Raw genomic sequence first — 16674 nt, forward strand, 5'->3', positions numbered from 1 at the left:
GGTTGATGCTGAAACGCTGAAGGCCGTCGCTCACTGGTCCACCCCGTACACCGCGAGCAGGCTCCTCATCCGCTCCTCCGCCAGCTTCGGGTCGGGGAACAGGCCCAGCCCGTCGGCGAGTTCGTAGGCGCGGGCGAAGTGCGGGAGGGAGCGGGCCGACTGCAGGCCGCCGACCATGGTGAAGTGGGACTGGTGGCCGGCCAGCCAGGCCAGGAAGACCACGCCCGTCTTGTAGAAGCGGGTGGGCGCCTGGAAGAGGTGACGGGACAACTCGACGGTCGGGTCGAGCAGTTCGCGGAAGCCGCGCACATCCCCCGTGTCCAGGACCCGCACCGCCTCCGCCGCGAGCGGGCCCAGCGGGTCGAAGATGCCGAGCAGGGCGTGGCTGAAGCCCTGGTCGTCACCGGCGATCAGCTCGGGGTAGTTGAAGTCGTCGCCGGTGTAGCAGCGCACGCCCTGCGGGAGGCGCCGGCGCAGGTCGATCTCGCGCTGCGCGTCGAGCAGGGAGACCTTGATGCCGTCGACCTTGTCCGGGTGCGCGGCGATGACCTCCAGGAACACCTCCGTCGCCGCGTCCAGGTCCGACGACCCCCAGTAGCCCTCCAGCGCCGGGTCGAACATCGGGCCGAGCCAGTGCAGGACCACCGGCTCGGCGGCCTGGCGCAGGAGGTGGCCGTAGATCTCCAGGTAGTCCTCGGGGCCCTGCGCCGTCGCGGCCAGGGCGCGGGAGGCCATGAGGATGGCCTGGGCCCCGCTCTCCTCGACGACCGCGAGCTGCTCCTCGTAGGCGGAGCGGATCTCGGCGAGGGAACCGCCCGCGATCTGGTCGGTGCCGACCCCGCAGGCGATCCGGCCGCCGACGCTGCGCGCCTCCGCGGCGCTGCGGCGGATCAGTTCGGCCGCGCCCGCCCAGTCCAGGCCCATGCCGCGCTGGGCGGTGTCCATGGCCTCGGCGACGCCGAGCCCGTGGGACCACAGGTGGCGGCGGAAGGCGAGGGTGGCGTCCCAGTCGACGGCGGCGGGCGAGTCGGGGGTCGTGTCCGCGTACGGGTCGGCGACGACGTGGGCCGCCGAGAAGACCGTACGGGAGGTCAGGGGCGCGCCGGTGTGGACGGCCAGGGGCTCGGTGCGCGGCTCGTAGGTGCGCAGGCCGCCCCGGCCGTCGGGGAGTCGGATGCTCACAGGGCGATCTCCGGGACGTCGAGGCGGCGGCCCTCGGCCGAGGACTGCAGGCCCAGTTCGGCGAGCTGGACGCCGCGGGCGCCGGCGAGCAGGTCCCAGTGGTAGGGCGCGTCGGTGTAGACGTGCTTGAGGAAGAGCTCCCACTGGGCCTTGAAGCCGTTGTCGAACTCGGCGTTGTCCGGGACCTCCTGCCACTGGTCGCGGAAGACCTCGGTGGCGGGGATGTCCGGGTTCCAGACCGGCTTGGGGGTGGCCGAGCGGTGCTGGACACGGCAGTTGCGCAGGCCGGCGACGGCGGAGCCCTCGGTGCCGTCGACCTGGAACTCGACGAGTTCGTCGCGGTTGACGCGGACGGCCCAGGAGGAGTTGATCTGGGCGATGGCGCCGCCCTCGAGCTCGAAGATGCCGTAGGCGGCGTCGTCGGCCGTGGCGTCGTAGGGCTTGCCCTCCTCGTCCCAGCGCTGCGGGATGTGGGTGGCGGTGAGGGCCTGGACGGAGGTCACGCGGCCGAACAGCTCGTGCAGGACGTACTCCCAGTGCGGGAACATGTCGACGACGATGCCGCCGCCGTCCTCGGCGCGGTAGTTCCAGCTCGGGCGCTGGGCGTCCTGCCAGTCGCCCTCGAAGACCCAGTAGCCGAACTCGCCGCGCACGGACAGGATCCGGCCGAAGAAGCCGCCGTCGATGAGCCGCTTCAGCTTGAGCAGGCCGGGCAGGAAGAGCTTGTCCTGGACGACGCCGTGCTTCACGCCCGCGGCCTCGGCCAGCCGGGCCAGCTCCAGGGCACCTTCCAGGCCGGTCGCCGTCGGCTTCTCGGTGTAGATGTGCTTTCCGGCGGCGACGGCCTTCCTGATGGCCTCCTCGCGGGCGGAGGTGACCTGGGCGTCGAAGTAGATCTCGACGCTGTCGTCGGCGAGGACAGCGTCCAGGTCGGTCGCCCAGTACTGCAGGCCGTGCCGCTCGGCGAGCGCGGTGAGCGCGTGTTCGCGTCGGCCGACGAGGACCGGCTCGGGCCACAGCACGGTGCCGTCGCCGAGGTCGAGCCCGCCCTGGTCGCGGATGGCCAGGATGGAGCGGACCAGGTGCTGGCGGTAGCCCATGCGCCCGGTCACGCCGTTCATGGCGATACGCACCGTCTTGCGTGTCACGTCGTTCCCTTCGTTGGCGTCGTACGACTGCCGGGCCGTGCCGGGTCAGCAGTACAGCAAGCGCTTTCTATGCAGAAAGAAGCTAGCCTCTGATCAGCGGCCGGACAAGGCCGCGGTCACCTCGAGTTGTTCGAGGGGGCGAACGACGGGGTGACGGTCGTACGACGGCACCGCGCTGACCACGCCGGTCCATGGGCCCGATACCGAACCGGCGACGATCGCCGCGGAACCGATGACGGGACCGGGAACGTGCGGTCGGATGAAACCGCTGCCCCTGCGGGGCACGTGTACGACGAGGTACGACGAAAATGCGCGACCGGAGGACTACGAGATGACGGTGACCCTGGCGGACGTGGCGGCCCGCGCCCAGGTCTCGCCCGCGACGGTGTCGCGCGTGCTGAACGGCAACTATCCCGTCGCCGCCTCGACCCGCGAGCGGGTGCTCAAGGCGGTCGACGAGCTGGACTACGTCCTCAACGGACCCGCGAGCTCACTCGCCGCCGCCACGTCCGACCTGGTCGGCATCCTCGTCAACGACATCGCCGACCCGTTCTTCGGGATCATGGCGAGCGCGATCCAGTCGGAGATCGGCGGCCCGGGAGGGCGGGCGGGCGGTGAGCGGCTGGCGGTCGTCTGCAACACCGGTGGCTCCCCGGAGCGTGAACTGACCTACCTCACGCTGCTCCAGCGGCAGCGGGCCGCGGCCGTGGTGCTGACCGGCGGCGCGGTCGAGGACCAGCCGCACGCGGCGGCCGTCGCGGCGAAGCTGCGCAAGCTGGCGGACGCCGGCACGCGGGTGGTGCTGTGCGGGCGGCCGCCGGCCCCCGACGCGCACGCCGTCGCGCTGGCCTTCGACAACCGCGGCGGCGCCCAGCGGCTCACCGAGCACCTCATCGGCCTCGGCCACCGGCGGCTCGGGTACATCGCGGGCCCCGAGGAGCGCACCACCACCCGGCACCGCCTGGAGGGCCACCGCGCGGCACTGGCCGCCGCCGGCATCGAGGACCGGCCCGGCCGGACCGTCCACGGCCGCTACGACCGCCAGTCCGGCTACGACGCCACGCTCGAACTCCTGCGCAGGGACCCCGACCTGACGGCCGTCGTGGCCGCGAACGACTCCGTCGCCCTGGGCGCGTGCGCGGCCCTGCGGGAGTCGGGGCTGCGCATCCCCGAGGACGTCTCGGTCGCCGGCTTCGACGACCTGCCGTTCAGCGTGGACGCGGTGCCGTCCCTCACGACCGTACGACTGCCGCTCGCCGAGGCGGGAGCCCGGGCCGGGCGGATCGCGATGGGCCGCGAGGAGCAGCCACCGGGCGGGATCGCCACGGTGCGGGGCGAGTTGATGGTGCGGGGGTCGACCGGGGTGCCCAAGGGCTGAGCACGGCCGGGGGGGACGGCTGGGGGACGGCTGGGGGGATGGCTGGCCCCTTTTAAGCCTGCTTCTTTTACGCCTGTTTCTTTTAGGCCTGTACGCCTGTTTCTTTTAGGCCTGCTTCGCTCGCTCCGCCGCGCTGCGTTCCACGCAGAACTCGTTGCCCTCGGGGTCGCTCAGGGTGACCCAGCCGGTGCCGTCGGGGCGGCGGTGGTCGGCGTGGAGGGCGGCGCCGAGGGCGAGGAGGCGGTCGACCTCCTCGTCGCGGGTGCGGTCCTGGGGCTGGACGTCGAAGTGGACTCGGTTCTTCACGGACTTGGGGTCGTCGACGCGGATGAAGAGCACGTCGCCGCCCGGGGTGCTCACCAGGGCCTCCGGGTCGCCCGGGAAGTCGTCCTCGCCGAGCGTGCCGTCGAGGGCTTTGGCCCACCACTGGGCGAGGGCGTAGGGGTCGGCGCAGTCCACGGTGATGTGGCGGATGAGTGAGGTCATGGCGGACACCGGACCATGTCCGGCGTTCGCGGTGCAAGGGAATTGCGTCCGCGGAACTGCCTTGACCTCAAGTCCGCTTGAGGGACGAGGGTGGGGTGCATGAACACGCACGCAGAGATCGAGACCCTCGTCCACAGCCTCTTCCGCGCCCTGGACGCCCGCGACTTCACGCCCGGCTGGATGCGGCCCTACGTCGCCGAGGACGCCCGCATGGAGACGCCGCTCGGCACGAGCACGGGCGACGCGGCCGTGCAGGACACCGAGGTGGCGCTCGGGCGGTACGTCCGTACGCAGCACATCGCCTCCGGGGTGCTGGCCGAGACCACCGGGAAGCGGGCCTCCGCCTCCTGGAACGCGCTGATGACCCATGTGCACGCCGACGAGTCGGTCCTCATGGTCGGCGGCCGGTGGGAGGGCGACCTGCGCCGCACCGAGGAGGGCTGGCGGTTCGAGCGGGTCGCGGTGCGGGCGGTGTGGACGCAGGGGAAGCCGCCCGTCGGGGTGGAGGTCACCCGCTGAAACTTTTTTCCTCCAGTGCGATGACTTTCCGGCGCCGCGTCCGTCTGCATGACCGTAACGACCTTGAAGCACCAGGCCTACGTACGGACGTGAAGGAGCACCACCACCATGCGGATCGTCATCAGCGAGTTCATCAGCCTCGACGGTGTCGTGCAGGCGCCGGGCGGTCCGCAGGAGGACACCGACGGCGGCTTCGCGCACGGCGGCTGGACGCACCCGTTCTTCGACCCGGAGGTCGTCGGCGGCGCCTTCGACGCGGCACTGCGGGAGGCGGACGCGCTGCTGTTCGGGCGCCGTACCTGGGCGACCATGGCGGCGGCGTGGCCGGAGCGCGCCGGGGACCCCTTCGCGGACCGGATGAACTCCCTGCGCAAGTACGTCGTCTCCGGCACCCTCGGCGAGTCCGACCTGACCTGGGACAACACCACCCTGCTGCCGGGCGCCGAGGCCGTCGCGGAGGTCCGCAAGCTGCGGGAGTCCGAGGGCGGCAACCTGCTCGTGATGGGCAGCCCCACCCTCGCCCGCACCCTGATCGCCGAGGGCCTCGCGGACGAGCTGCGCCTGATCGTGATGCCGGTGGTACTGGGCGGCGGCAAGTCGGTCTTCCCCGAGGGCGGGGCCAGGTTCCCCTTCGAGCTGGTCTCCACGGAGCGGGCGAGCACGGGGACGCTGGTGAACGTGTACCGGCGGGCCGAGGCGGAGTGAGGCCGGGCTCGGGGTCCGGCTCGGGTTCGGGTTCGGCCGTGCGGGACATCCCGTCGGGGCCCCCGCGCAAGTAAGGTCGTTGAGCATGAAGCTGGCGTTCTCCACTCTCGGTGTACCCGGTATGCCCCTGCCCGACGTCCTGCGGCTCGCGTCCGAGCACGGCTTTCACGGTGTGGAGGTGCGTGCGCATCCGGAGGAACCGGTCCATCCGGGGATCGGCGCGGCCGAACGGGCGGATGCGGCCGCGCGGTTCAAGGAGGCCGGGATCGAACCGCTGTGCGTCGCGGGGTACGCGCGTGTGGCGACACCCGGCCCCGACGAGCCGGTGATCGACGAGCTGCGCGGGCTTGTGGACCTGGCCCATGACCTCGGCGCCCCGTACATCCGGGTCTTCCCGGGTGCCGATGCCGAGCAGCCCGCCGCGGACGCGGACGCGACCGCCGCGCGGCGGCTGGGCACGGCCGCGGAGCATGCCGCCGACGCGGGCGTACGCATCCTGCTGGAGACGCATGACTCGCACCGCACCGGCGCGGCCGCCCTGCGGATCCTGGGGCTGGTCGGGCACCGGCAGGTGGGTGCGCTGTGGGACGTGATGCACACCTGGCTGGGCGGCGAGCAGCCCTCCGAGACGCTGGCAGCCCTCGGCCCCTACCTCGGCTATGTCCAGGTCAAGGACATCGCGTCCGCCGAGGACACCACGCCGCTGGCGCTCGGCGCGGGTGTCCTGCCGCTCACCGAGTGCGTGGACGTGCTGTCCCGGCACGGCTGGGACGGCTGGCTGTGCTGGGAGTACGAGAAGCGCTGGTACGACAGCGCCCGCCCGCTCCCCGGCCTCCTGCGCAGGGGCCACGACCACCTGCTCCGGCTGCTCAACGACTCGGCGTAGGCCGGCGCCCGTTCGCCAGCCGTGCCTCCATCAGCCCTCGGCAGTGCGGCCACTCCTGCGCGGTGACGGAGAAGATCGCCGAGTCGCGCAGGCCGCTCTCCCCGGGGGCCCAGGAGCGGGACCAGTTGCGCAGGACGCCCTCGAAGCGGGCGCCGGTCTTGGCGATGGCGGCGCGGGAGCGGGCGTTGCGGGCGTCGGTCTTGAGGTCGACCCGGGAGAGCTGCCAGACCTCGAAGGCGTGGCGGAAGAGCAGCAGCTTGGACTCGGTGTTGAGGCCGGTGCCCTGGGCGGAGGCGGCGAGCCAGGTGAAGCCGACCTCGACGGCGTCCAGACGGTCGTCGGAGAGCAAGCAGCGCGGCTCCAAATAGGCCGTCGCGCCCACGGCCCTGCCGGACTCCAGGGAGATCTGGGCGTACGGGGCGAGGCGGCCCGTCGCCGCGCGGGCCAGCTGCTCGGCTATGTACGCGTCGACCTCCTCGGCCCTGGGCACCCAGGTGAAGGAGTAGCCGGAGCGGTCCTCCTCGGCCGCCCGCGCCAGGTCCGCCGCGTGCTCCGGGCTCAGCGGCTCCAGGCGGACCGACTCGCCCTCCAGGACCGGCCCCTCCAGCTTGAACGTCATTGCCCCAAACCCCTCGTCAGCTCCGCGAACGCCTCGTGGAAGTCGGGGAAAGTCTTGCGGACGCATCCCGGGTCGTCGAACGAGATTCCGGGGGTGCGCAGGCCCGTCACCGCGAAGGACATCACCATGCGGTGGTCGCCGTACGTCCTGATCTCCGTGCCGGGCCGCAGCCGCGCGGCCGGGCGCACCTCGATCCAGTCCTCGCCCGTCGCGACCTCGGCCCCGAGCCGGCGCAGGTTCTCCGCGCAGGCCTGAAGACGGTCGCACTCCTTCACCCGGGTGTTGGCGACGTCCTCGATGCGGACCGGGCCGGTGGCGTAGGGGGCGAGGGCGGCCAGGGTGGGCATGGTGTCGGAGATGTCCCGCATGTTGACGGTGATGCCGCGCAGCTCGCCCGTGCCGCGCACGCGTGTCGCGTCGGGGCCGACCTCCACCTCGGCGCCCATCCGCGCCAGCACCTCCACGAACCGCAGGTCGCCCTGGAGTGCGTCCTTGCCCAGGCCGGGGACGGTGACCTCGCCGCCGGTGAGGGCGGCGGCCGCGAAGAAGTAGCTCGCCGTCGACGCGTCGGGCTCGATCTCGTAGGTGGTCGCGCGGTAGCCGCCGGGCTCCACCACGAACACCTCCCCGTCGCGCTCCACCCGTGCGCCGAACGCCCGCATCATCGCCGTCGTGATCTCGACGTACGGCACCGAGACCAGGTCCGTGACCCGGATGCGCAGGCCCGTGCGGGTCAGGGGGCCCAGCAGGAGCAGCGCGGTGAGGTACTGGCTGGACTGGCCGGCGTCCAGCACCACTTCGCCGCCCTCGACTCCCGAGGCCCGGACGGTGAGGGGGTGGTGGCCCTCGCGTTCGTCGTGCCGCAGGTCCACGCCGAGGTCGCGCAGGGCGCGGGTGAGGGGCCCCAGCGGGCGGCGGCGCATCTGGGGGGAGGCGTCGAAGCGGTAGGTGCCGTGGCCCGCCGCCGCGAGGGTCGGCAGGAAGCGGGCCGTGGTCGCGCCGTCGCGGCAGTAGACGTCGGCCTCCTCGACGGCGGGGCCCTCGGGGCGGCCGTCGATCCGCCAGGTGTCCGGGGTGCGGCCGATGCGGTGGCCGAGGCGCTCCAGTCCCTCGGCGAAGCCCTCGGTGTCGTCGGAGCGCAGGGGCCGTACGAGGGTGGTGACGCCGTCGGCTGCGGCCGCGAGGAAGAGGGCGCGGGCGGTGATGGACTTGGATCCGGGGATGTCGGCTACGGGCATGGCGTCATGATCGGCCGACGGCCGGTTCGGGCGCCGGGGCGTCCACGGGGTGGACCCGGCTCCGGCGGCCCGCCGGCGCGAAGGACGTCAGTGCCACGCCGCCGACCAGCAGGGCGGCCGCCACCCAGCGCAGGCCGCTGACCGGCTCGCCCAGGAACAGCGCGGCGGAGGACATGCCGAACACCGGGACGAGGAGGGAGAACGGCGCCACGGTGGAGGCCGGGTGGCGGCGCAGCAGCCAACCCCAGGCGCCGAAGCCGAACACGGTGGTGACCCAGGCGACGTAGACGACGGTGCCGGCGCCCTGCCAGTCCAGCGCGCGCAGGGCGGCCGCGTCGCGGTCCCAGCCCTCGGTCAGCAGGGACAGCCCCAGCAGGGGCAGGACGGGGACCGTGCTCACCCACACCATGAAGTTGAGGGCGTCGGGGGGTGCCGCCTTGCGGGTCAGGACGTTGGAGGCGCCCCAGCAGGCCGCGGCGGCGACACAGAGGGCGAAGGCGCCGAGGGGGCCCGAGGTGCCCTCGTCGACCGCTGCCACGGCGATCCCGGACAGGGCGACCGCCATGCCCACCGCTCCGGTCCGGGTGGGGCGTTCGCGCAGGGCGGCGTAGGCGATGAGGGCCGTGAACACCGCCTGGATCTGGAGCACCAGGGAGGACAGCCCGGCCGGCATGCCGGTGTCCATGGCCACGAACAGCAGGCCGAACTTCGCGACGCCCAGCACCAGGCCCACGCCCAGGATCCACTTCCACGCGACCTTCGGGCGGCCGACCAGGAACACCGCCGGAAGCGCGGCCACGAGGAAGCGCAGGGCGGAGAACAGCAGCGGCGGGAAGTGGCCGAGGCCGATCTCGATGACGGTGAAGTTGACGCCCCAGACGGCGGCGACGAGGACGGCGAGGGCGAGGTGTGCGGGGCGCATGCGTCGAGGATCACCCGCCCGGACTGTGCAGGACCAGCGATGATTGATGCACGGTTCGATTCAGTGATGCTTAATCCAGGAGCCTTCAGGAGCCCTCCATGCTCGATCTCCAGCGTCTGCGTGCCCTGCATGCCGTCTCCGTGCACGGCAGTGTCGGTGCCGCGGCGGCCGCACTCGGCTACACGCCCTCGGCGGTGTCCCAGCAGATCGCCAAGCTGGAGCGGGAGACCAGGACCGTACTGCTGGAACGGGAGGGGCGGGGTGTCCGGTTGACCGCCGAGGCGCATCAACTGGTCGCCACGGCCCAGGAGTTGCTGACGATCGTCGAGCGGGCCGAGACGGAGCTGGAGGAGCGGCGCGGGGTGCCGGCGGGGCGGCTGACCATCGCCGCGTTCGCGTCGGCGGCGCGCGGGCTGCTGCCGGGCGTGCTGGCCGACCTGGCGCGGCGGCATCCGGCGCTGGACACCCGGCTGAGCGAGATCGACCCGCATCTGTCGGTCGGCATGGTCGCCAAGGGCGCGCTGGATCTGGTGGTGGCGCACGACTGGGACATCGCACCGCTGCGGGTGCCGCCGGGGGTGGAGCAGGCGGTGATCGGCGACGACCGGTGCACGCTGCTGGTGCCCGAGGGACACCCCTTCGCGGGGCGGGAGTCGGTGCGGCGCGAGGAGCTGGGCGGCCAGCGGTGGGTGTGCCAGCCGCCGGGGCGGGTGTGCCACGACTGGCTGATGCGGACGCTGCGCGGGGCCGGGCACGAGCCGGAGATCGTGCACCAGGCGGACGAGAACCCGACCCTGGTCGCGCTGGTCGCGGCCGGGCTCGGCGTGTCGCTCGTGCCGCGGCTCGGCCGTGGCCCGCTGCCCGGCGGGGTGGTGGAGGTGGCACTCGATCCGACGCCGGTACGGCGGCTGTACGCGCTGTGGCGCACCGGCGTCTCCCGGCGTCCGGCGATCGCCGAGACGGTACGCACCTTGCAGGAGCACTGGCCCGCGGTGGCCGCGCGGACACCGGTCATGACGGACTGACACCACCCGGCAACACCCCCTGTGCACTCCCTTGACTGGCAGAAACTTCCCGGATATTGGTGGCTCCTCGGAAGTTTCCTTCAGCGGACCCTCGCAGCCTCCGGAAGGAGTGCACGTGCACGACACCAGCACGGGAAGCACCGCGAAACCCTCCAGACGTACGGTCCTCACCGCCGGCGCGGCCGCCACCGCGGCCCTCGCGGTCGGGGGGCCCGCCCTCGCCGCCGGGGAGGTCGACGACAAGTTGCTGCGCGGCCTCGTCTCCCGCATGACGCTCCAGGAGAAGGTCGGCCAGCTCTTCGTCTCCCGCGTCTACGGCCACTCGGCCACGGCCCCCGACCAGGCGGACATCGACGCCAACCTCAAGGAGTTCGGCGTACGCACGGCCGCCGAGCTGATCGCCAAGTACCGGCTCGGCGGCGTCATCTACTTCGTGTGGGCGCACAACACCCGCAACCCGCGCCAGATCACCGAGCTGTCCAACGGCATCCAGCGGGCGTCCCTGGACCAGCCGCGCGGCCTGCCCGTGCTGATCTCCACCGACCAGGAGCACGGCATCGTGTGCCGGGTCGGCAAGCCCGCCACGCTGTTCCCCGGCGCGATGGCGATGGGCGCGGGCGGCTCCCGCTCCGACGCCCGCACCCTGGGCCGGATCGCGGGCCGGGAGCTGCGCGCGATGGGCATCCGGCAGGACTACACGCCGGTCGCCGACGTCAACGTCAACCCGGCCAACCCGGTGATCGGCGTACGGTCCTTCGGCGCGGACCCGGCCGCGGTCTCCCGGCTGGTGGCGGCCGAGGTCGAGGGGTACCAGCACTCCGGGGTCGCGGCGACGGCCAAGCACTTCCCCGGGCACGGCGACACCGAGGTCGACAGCCACTACGGCTTCCCGACCATCACGCACACGCGCACGCAGTGGGAGACGCTGGACGCGCCGCCGTTCCGCGCGGCCGTCGCGGCCGGCATCGACTCGATCATGACCGCGCACATCCTGGTCCCCGCCCTGGACGACTCCGGCGACCCGGCCACCCTCTCCCGCCCCATCCTCACCGGCATCCTGCGCGAGCAGCTCGGCTACGACGGGGTCGTGGTCACCGACTCCCTCGACATGGCGGGCGTACGGCAGAAGTACGGCGACGACCGGGTGCCGGTGCTGGCGCTGAAGGCGGGTGTGGACCAGCTGCTGAACCCGCCCAAGCTGGACGTGGCGTGGAACGCGGTGCTGAAGGCCGTCCAGGACGGGGAGCTGACCGAGGAGCGGCTCGACGAGTCGGTCCTGCGGGTGCTGCGGCTGAAGGCGAAGCTCGGGCTGCTCCACGACCCGTACGCCGTCCCCGGCGGCGTCGACCGCGCGGTCGGCAACCTCGCGCACCTGGCCACGGCCGACCGCATCGCCGAGCGCACCACGACCCTGCTGGTCAACGAGGGCGGCCTGCTGCCCCTCTCCCCCGCCTCGCACGGCAAGGTCCTCGTCCTCGGCGCCGACCTCGCCTCCCCCTCGGGCACGACCGGCCCGCCCACCGGCGTCCTCGCCGGCGCGCTGGCCGAACAGGGCTTCGCCACCACCGTCATGTCCACCGGTACGGCGCCGTCGGCGGCGGTGATCGACCGTGCGGTCGCCGCGGCCGGGGAGGCGGACGCGGTGGTGGTGGGGACGTACAACGTCTCGGCGACCAGCAGTCAGAAGACCCTGGTGGAGCGGCTGCTGGCGACGGGCGTGCCGGTCGTCGCGGTGGCGGTCCGCAATCCGTACGACGTGGCGCGCCTGCCCGGCGTACGCGCCTACCTGGCGACGTACTCCTGGACGGACGTCGAACTGCGGGCGGCCGCCCGGGTCATCGCCGGGGAGGTGTCCCCGCGCGGCAAGCTGCCGGTGCCGGTGCAGCGGGCGGACGACCCGACGAAGGTGCTGTACCCGATCGGGCACGGGCTGACGTACTGACGCCTCGTGGGCGTGTCCGGTGTGCGCGCATGCCGGACACGCGTTCGGCCCACTCCCGGGTGCGGCGGGTTCCGGCTTCGAGGAAGGTGGTGGAGTCCCGCAGGAGCCGGTGCCGGGACCGGCCCGCGAAGGAGGCGTCGCGATGGCTCTGACTCGGATTCCGCTGGAAGGCGGGGGTTCCGTGCTGGTGGAGCAGCCGGGCCTGCCGGACGGGGGGCCGGTGAAGGCCGGCCGGCTCGGCGACGCCGTGCGCGAGCTCCCCACGACCCTGGAAGACTCCCTGGAGCCCGTCACGCAGGCCGCGCGCGCCGCCCTCACGCAGTTGCGCAAGGCCAGCCCCGACGAGATCACCATCGAGTTTGGTGTTGATCTGGCCTTCGAGGCCGGGGCCGTCATCGCCAAGAGCCAGGCCGGCTGCAATCTGAAGGTGACCGTGGCCTGGAAGCACGCCGGCCCTGATGACGGGGGCTGATCGCTGTGACGGGCGTGGAGAGCAGTCCGGGCGGCGACGGGCTGACGTCCGATCTGCCTACGGCGGTGGCGCAGGTCCTCGCGCCGGACGGCAGGGTGGCCGGGACCGGCTTTCTGGTGGCCGAGGACGTGGTGGTGACCTGCGCGCACGTCGTCGAGGCGGCGGGCGGCGGTCCGGGTGCGCCGGTCCTGCTGTCCTTCCCGCACGTGGGCGCCGAGCGGGTGGAGGGCACGGTCCCGGAGGAGCTGTGGCGCCCGTCCGACGCGGAGGACGTGGCGTTCGTCCGGCTGACCGCCGTACCGGTCGGGGCGCGCGTCCTGCCGCTGGGCTCGGCGGAGGGCTGCCGAGGCCATCAGGTGCAGTCGTACGGCTTTCCCACCCAGGCCCGGGCCGACGGGCACTGGGGCTACGGCGTGGCGGGCCACATGCTGCGCGCCACGGAGGTCCGGGGCGCACAGTTGCAGCTGACCGGCGCCAACGACCTCACGACCGGGTTCAGCGGCGGGCCCGTCCTCGACGAGCAGACCGGCCTTGTCCTCGGCATGCTCACCGAGATCACCGCGCCGGACGTGTATCAGCGGGGCCTGGGCATCGCGTACGCCACCCCGACCGAGGTGCTGCGGGAGATCCTGCCGCAGCTGGCCGATCAAGGGGTGTGCCCCTACCGGGGCCTTGAGCCGTTCACGGCCGAGCACGCGCGATGGTTCGAGGGCCGGTCGGCCGCGGTCGACCAGGTCCTCGCGAACCTGGCCCGGCAGCGGCGGCTCACCCTGCTGCTGGGGCCGTCGGGGTCGGGCAAGTCGTCGCTGATCCAGGCGGGTGTGCTGCGCGCGCTGGCGGAGGGGACGCTGCGGGGCAGCGACCGGTGGCTGCCGGTGCTGGCGCGGCCGCGGCAGGACATGCTCGGCGAGCTGGAGCAGGCGGGACTTCCCGGGGCGCGGCAGAACGGCATCATCGCGGCGGTCAACCGCAGGCTGGCGGCCGAGCCCTCCTACCAACGCATCCTGCTGGTCATCGACCAGTTCGAGGAGCTGCTGCTGCAGAGCACCAACGGCCGCCTGCGGGACACCCTCGCGGTGATCGACGAGGTCACCTCGGCCGCCGACTGGTACACCAAGATCACCGTAGTCCTGATCATGCGTGACGACTTCTATCCCCAGCTGGCCGCGCGCGCACCCCGGCTGCTGGACGCCGCGATGCCGGGACTGCTCAACGTGCCGGGCACGCTCAGCCAGAAGGACCTGCACGACATCATCGTCAAGCCCGCACGGGACGTGGGCCTGCACTTCCAGCCAGGGCTGCCCGAGCGGATCATCGGCGACGTCCTCGACATCACCCCCGAGGCGGCGACCGAAACCCGTCGGGCGCCCGTCACCGTGCTGCCGCTGCTGGAGATGACCCTCCAGCAGCTGTGGGAGCTGCGCCAGGAGGGTTACCTCACCCACGAGGCCTACCGACGCATCGGGGGCGTCAGCGGCAGCGTCACCACCTGGTGCGACAGCGCCCTCGCCGAACTCTCACCCGAGCAGCAGGAGATCGCCCAGCGCGCGCTGACGTCCCTGGTGCATCCGGCGGACCCGCGCCACAACATCACGCCGGTCCGCAGGCAGGTGCCGCTGGACGAACTGCGCGACCTGGCCGCCGACCCGAGCGACTCCGGCGATCAGGGCGACGTCGACGCCGTCATCGTCGCCCTCGCGCGGCACCGCATCATCACCACCCAGAAGCTGGAGGCCCCGGAGCGTGCCGGTGCTCCCCATGGGGAACCGGTGGCCGAGCTGATCCACGAGGCTCTCATCCGCGACTGGGTCGCCCTGCGCAAGTGGGTCGACAAGGACCACCTCTTCCAGGAGTGGCTCAAACGCACCCGCGAACGTCAGGTCCGCTGGGCGGCCGGGAAGAAGCACCCGGAGGACCTGCTCGGCGGGACGGCACTGTCGGAGGGCCTGGACTTGTCCCGAGGGCGCCGACTGCCTCCGGACATCGCCGAGTACTTGTCGGCCAGCCGGCAGCGGCAGCGGGCCAAGGTTCGGCGGAGCCGGCGTGTCATCGCGGTGCTGGCGGGGCTGCTGGTGCTCGCGCTGATCGCAATGGGAGATGTGTTCTGGCAGTGGCAGCGCGTGGGACACGCCAAGGACAGGTCCCTCTCGCGGGAGCTGGCGGCGCAGTCCAACGAGCTGCTCTACACCGACCCGGAGCTGGCCGCGCTGCTGGCGGTGAAGGCGTACCGGACCAAGGACACGCCCGAGGCCGTCGACACCGTGCGCAGTGCCTCGGCCCTGCCCGCCCACCGTCGCCTGTCCGGGCACACCGACGTGGTGCGGGCCGTGGCGTACAGCGAGGACGGCAGCATCCTCGCCTCCGCCGGGGACGACCACACCGTCCTTCTGCGGGACGCGAAGACGCTGAGGACCCGGGTCAGGCTCACCCAGCACCACCAGCCCGTGAACGCGGTGGCGTTCAGCAAGGACGGACGCCTCGCGACCGGCAGCGACGACAACACCGTCCGCCTGTGGGACCCGGGCAAGGGCGACCTTCGCAGAACTCTCTCGGGACACACCGGGCCGGTCAGAGCTGTGGTGTTCAGCAAGGACGGACAGATCCTCGCGACGGGCAGCGACGACAACACGGTCCGCCTGTGGAATCCCGCCACCGGCAAACCCCTCGGAACGCTCAAGGGGCACACCAAGCCGGTCAGGACGGTGGCCTTCCACCCCGACGGGCAGACCCTCGTCACCGGAAGCGACGACACCACCGTCCGCCTGTGGGACCTGGACACCCGAAGACTGCGCAAGACGCTTGAAGACCACGAGCTGCCGGTGACTTCGGTGACCTACAACCCGGACGGCAGCACGCTCGCGACCGCCGACGACGACATCGTCGAACTCAGGGATCCGGGGAGCGGCACCGTACGCACCACCCTGTACGAACCAGGGCTTCTGATCACCTTCAGTCCCGACGGCAAGTCCTTCGCCACCACCACCGACCGCTACGTGCGGCTGTGGGACACCGACAGCGAGGGCCCCAGAGGCGCCCTGATCGGACATTCCAACGACGTGCTCGCGCTGGCGTTCAGCCGGGACAGCCGCACCCTCGTCACCGCCGGCCGCGACACGACGGTGCGCCTGTGGAACGCGAACACCGGCAAGGACAGCACCACTCTCAGGGGCCACACCAGCACCGTGTACGAGGTGGCCTACAGCCGGGACGGCCACACCCTCGCCACCGCGAGCGCCGACTGGACCGCTCAGCTCTGGGACGCGGACACCGGCAGGCACCGGGGAACGCTGGAGCACAAGACAGAGGTGAACGTGGTGGCCTTCCACCCGGACGGCCACACGGTCGCCACGGGGAGCGACGACGGGGCCGTCCGCCTGTGGGACCCGGACACCGAGAAGATGACCGCCGAGCTCAAGGGGGAACATCAGAACCTGGTGCGCGCGGTGGCGTTCAGCCCCAACGGCCGGACCCTCGCCACCGCCGACGAGGAGGGAACCGTCTACCTGCGTGACGCACACACGGGTAAGGCCCGCGACAAACTCGCCACGCACAGCGAGGCCGTCTACGACGTTGCCTTCAGTCCCGACAGCCGCATCCTCGCCACCGCCGGTGACGACTCGAAGGCAACTCTGTGGGATGTGGCCTCCGGAAGGAGGATCACCGCTCTTGTGGGGCACCACGATGCGGTGTGGTCGGTGGCGTTCAGCCCGGGCGGCCGCAAGGTCGCCACCGGCAGCGCGGACGGAACGGTCCGGCTGTGGGACGTGCGCACCGGCAGAACGCTCGCCGAGATGACCAGACACAGGGCACCCGTGTATGCCGTCGCGTTCCACCGCGACGGCGGCATCCTCGCGACCGGCAGCGCGGACGGAACCGTCCGGCTGTGGGACGCGGACAGCGGCAAGGCCCGCGTCGCCCTCCTCGCCGACTTCGACGGCGTGAACTCACTGGCGTTCAGTCCCGACGGCCGTGCCCTCGCCACCGCGGGCGGGGACGGGACGGCACGGCTGTGGAGGATCGACTCGATCCCGGAGGCCGACGAGGCGCTCCGGCAGGTCTGCCGCACCTTCGGCCGCGACCTCACCCGGGATGAGCGTCTGGCCTACGTCCCCGGCGACTCGGACGCCTCCGTCTGCCCGTGAAAACCCGACG

The 16674-nt window shown here is 72.4% G+C and carries 14 protein-coding genes; 8 read left to right on the forward strand and 6 right to left on the reverse strand.

The window, feature by feature from the left end; all coding sequences use genetic code 11:
- Positions 1 to 30 precede the first annotated feature (30 nt).
- Entirely contained in the window at positions 31 to 1182 is a 1152-nt protein-coding gene (locus tag ACIQ6Y_RS11720) for a dihydrodipicolinate synthase family protein (RefSeq protein WP_404035957.1), read from the reverse strand.
- Positions 1179 to 2330, reverse strand: coding sequence for a Gfo/Idh/MocA family protein (locus tag ACIQ6Y_RS11725; protein ID WP_404035959.1), 1152 nt, complete (start codon positions 2328 to 2330; stop codon positions 1179 to 1181). The genes ACIQ6Y_RS11720 and ACIQ6Y_RS11725 overlap by 4 nt, the downstream gene beginning before the upstream one ends.
- A 331-nt stretch (positions 2331 to 2661) precedes the next feature.
- Between ACIQ6Y_RS11725 and ACIQ6Y_RS11730 the strand changes: the two genes are divergently transcribed.
- Positions 2662 to 3708 carry a LacI family DNA-binding transcriptional regulator gene (locus ACIQ6Y_RS11730; protein WP_404035961.1) on the forward strand — a complete coding sequence of 349 codons (1047 nt, stop codon included), beginning with the start codon at positions 2662 to 2664 and terminating at the stop codon, positions 3706 to 3708.
- Positions 3709 to 3813: 105 nt separating this feature from the next.
- Here ACIQ6Y_RS11730 and ACIQ6Y_RS11735 read toward each other — a convergent pair whose 3' ends face one another.
- The gene (locus tag ACIQ6Y_RS11735; protein ID WP_404035964.1) at positions 3814 to 4194 is read right to left on the reverse strand and encodes a VOC family protein; all 381 of its coding nucleotides are present in this window, start codon (positions 4192 to 4194) and stop codon (positions 3814 to 3816) included.
- A gap of 99 nt (positions 4195 to 4293) precedes the next feature.
- Here ACIQ6Y_RS11735 and ACIQ6Y_RS11740 point away from each other — a divergent pair, with 99 nt between their 5' ends.
- The 3 genes from ACIQ6Y_RS11740 to ACIQ6Y_RS11750 all read left to right on the forward strand — a co-directional run bounded on the left by ACIQ6Y_RS11740 (position 4294) and on the right by ACIQ6Y_RS11750 (position 6304).
- On the forward strand, positions 4294 to 4713 hold the full coding sequence (locus ACIQ6Y_RS11740) for a nuclear transport factor 2 family protein (RefSeq protein ID WP_404035967.1): 420 nt from the start codon (positions 4294 to 4296) through the stop codon (positions 4711 to 4713).
- Positions 4714 to 4821: 108 nt separating this feature from the next.
- The gene (locus ACIQ6Y_RS11745) at positions 4822 to 5418 is read left to right on the forward strand and encodes a dihydrofolate reductase family protein (protein ID WP_404035970.1); all 597 of its coding nucleotides are present in this window, start codon (positions 4822 to 4824) and stop codon (positions 5416 to 5418) included.
- A gap of 85 nt (positions 5419 to 5503) precedes the next feature.
- A complete protein-coding gene (locus ACIQ6Y_RS11750) occupies positions 5504 to 6304 on the forward strand; it encodes a sugar phosphate isomerase/epimerase family protein (protein ID WP_404035973.1) in 801 nt (266 codons plus the stop codon).
- Here ACIQ6Y_RS11750 and ACIQ6Y_RS11755 read toward each other — a convergent pair.
- From ACIQ6Y_RS11755 to ACIQ6Y_RS11765, 3 genes are read right to left on the reverse strand one after another with little or no spacing between them, the layout of a single operon-like run.
- Positions 6288 to 6923, reverse strand: coding sequence for a GNAT family N-acetyltransferase (locus ACIQ6Y_RS11755; RefSeq protein ID WP_404035976.1), 636 nt, complete (start codon positions 6921 to 6923; stop codon positions 6288 to 6290). The two genes, ACIQ6Y_RS11750 and ACIQ6Y_RS11755, sit on opposite strands and share 17 nt — an antisense overlap.
- Positions 6920 to 8161: a 3-phosphoshikimate 1-carboxyvinyltransferase gene (aroA, locus tag ACIQ6Y_RS11760; protein ID WP_404035979.1), complete on the reverse strand. Its 1242-nt coding sequence runs from the start codon at positions 8159 to 8161 to the stop codon at positions 6920 to 6922. The genes ACIQ6Y_RS11755 and aroA overlap by 4 nt, the downstream gene beginning before the upstream one ends.
- Positions 8162 to 8165: 4 nt before the next feature.
- Positions 8166 to 9083 carry an EamA family transporter gene (locus ACIQ6Y_RS11765; RefSeq protein WP_404035982.1) on the reverse strand — a complete coding sequence of 306 codons (918 nt, stop codon included), beginning with the start codon at positions 9081 to 9083 and terminating at the stop codon, positions 8166 to 8168.
- Positions 9084 to 9181: 98 nt separating this feature from the next.
- Here ACIQ6Y_RS11765 and ACIQ6Y_RS11770 point away from each other — a divergent pair, with 98 nt between their 5' ends.
- The 4 genes from ACIQ6Y_RS11770 (at position 9182) to ACIQ6Y_RS11785 (ending at position 16664) form a co-directional block, all read left to right on the forward strand.
- Positions 9182 to 10108 (forward strand): LysR family transcriptional regulator, encoded by a 927-nt coding sequence (locus tag ACIQ6Y_RS11770; protein WP_404035985.1) that lies wholly within the window; start codon positions 9182 to 9184, stop codon positions 10106 to 10108.
- A gap of 115 nt (positions 10109 to 10223) precedes the next feature.
- Positions 10224 to 12050, forward strand: a complete 1827-nt coding sequence (locus ACIQ6Y_RS11775) for a glycoside hydrolase family 3 protein (RefSeq protein WP_404035988.1) — start codon at positions 10224 to 10226, stop codon at positions 12048 to 12050.
- A 142-nt stretch (positions 12051 to 12192) separates the two neighbouring features.
- Positions 12193 to 12522: a CU044_2847 family protein gene (locus tag ACIQ6Y_RS11780; protein ID WP_404035991.1), complete on the forward strand. Its 330-nt coding sequence runs from the start codon at positions 12193 to 12195 to the stop codon at positions 12520 to 12522.
- 14 nt (positions 12523 to 12536) lie between these two features.
- Positions 12537 to 16664 (forward strand): trypsin-like peptidase domain-containing protein, encoded by a 4128-nt coding sequence (locus tag ACIQ6Y_RS11785; protein WP_404035994.1) that lies wholly within the window; start codon positions 12537 to 12539, stop codon positions 16662 to 16664.
- Positions 16665 to 16674: the final 10 nt, after the last annotated feature.

The sequence above is a fragment of the Streptomyces sp. NPDC096205 genome, from assembly GCF_044763135.1.
Lineage (GTDB): Bacteria > Actinomycetota > Actinomycetes > Streptomycetales > Streptomycetaceae > Streptomyces.

Coding starts and splice junctions, on each gene's coding strand:
- ACIQ6Y_RS11730 (WP_404035961.1), top strand. CDS start 2,662: ATGACGGTGACCCTGGCGGACGTGGCGGCCCGCGCCCAGGTCTCGCCC.
- ACIQ6Y_RS11735 (WP_404035964.1), bottom strand. CDS start 4,194: ATGACCTCACTCATCCGCCACATCACCGTGGACTGCGCCGACCCCTAC.
- ACIQ6Y_RS11740 (WP_404035967.1), top strand. CDS start 4,294: ATGAACACGCACGCAGAGATCGAGACCCTCGTCCACAGCCTCTTCCGC.
- ACIQ6Y_RS11745 (WP_404035970.1), top strand. CDS start 4,822: ATGCGGATCGTCATCAGCGAGTTCATCAGCCTCGACGGTGTCGTGCAG.
- ACIQ6Y_RS11750 (WP_404035973.1), top strand. CDS start 5,504: ATGAAGCTGGCGTTCTCCACTCTCGGTGTACCCGGTATGCCCCTGCCC.
- ACIQ6Y_RS11755 (WP_404035976.1), bottom strand. CDS start 6,923: ATGACGTTCAAGCTGGAGGGGCCGGTCCTGGAGGGCGAGTCGGTCCGC.
- aroA (WP_404035979.1), bottom strand. CDS start 8,161: ATGCCCGTAGCCGACATCCCCGGATCCAAGTCCATCACCGCCCGCGCC.
- ACIQ6Y_RS11765 (WP_404035982.1), bottom strand. CDS start 9,083: ATGCGCCCCGCACACCTCGCCCTCGCCGTCCTCGTCGCCGCCGTCTGG.
- ACIQ6Y_RS11770 (WP_404035985.1), top strand. CDS start 9,182: ATGCTCGATCTCCAGCGTCTGCGTGCCCTGCATGCCGTCTCCGTGCAC.
- ACIQ6Y_RS11780 (WP_404035991.1), top strand. CDS start 12,193: ATGGCTCTGACTCGGATTCCGCTGGAAGGCGGGGGTTCCGTGCTGGTG.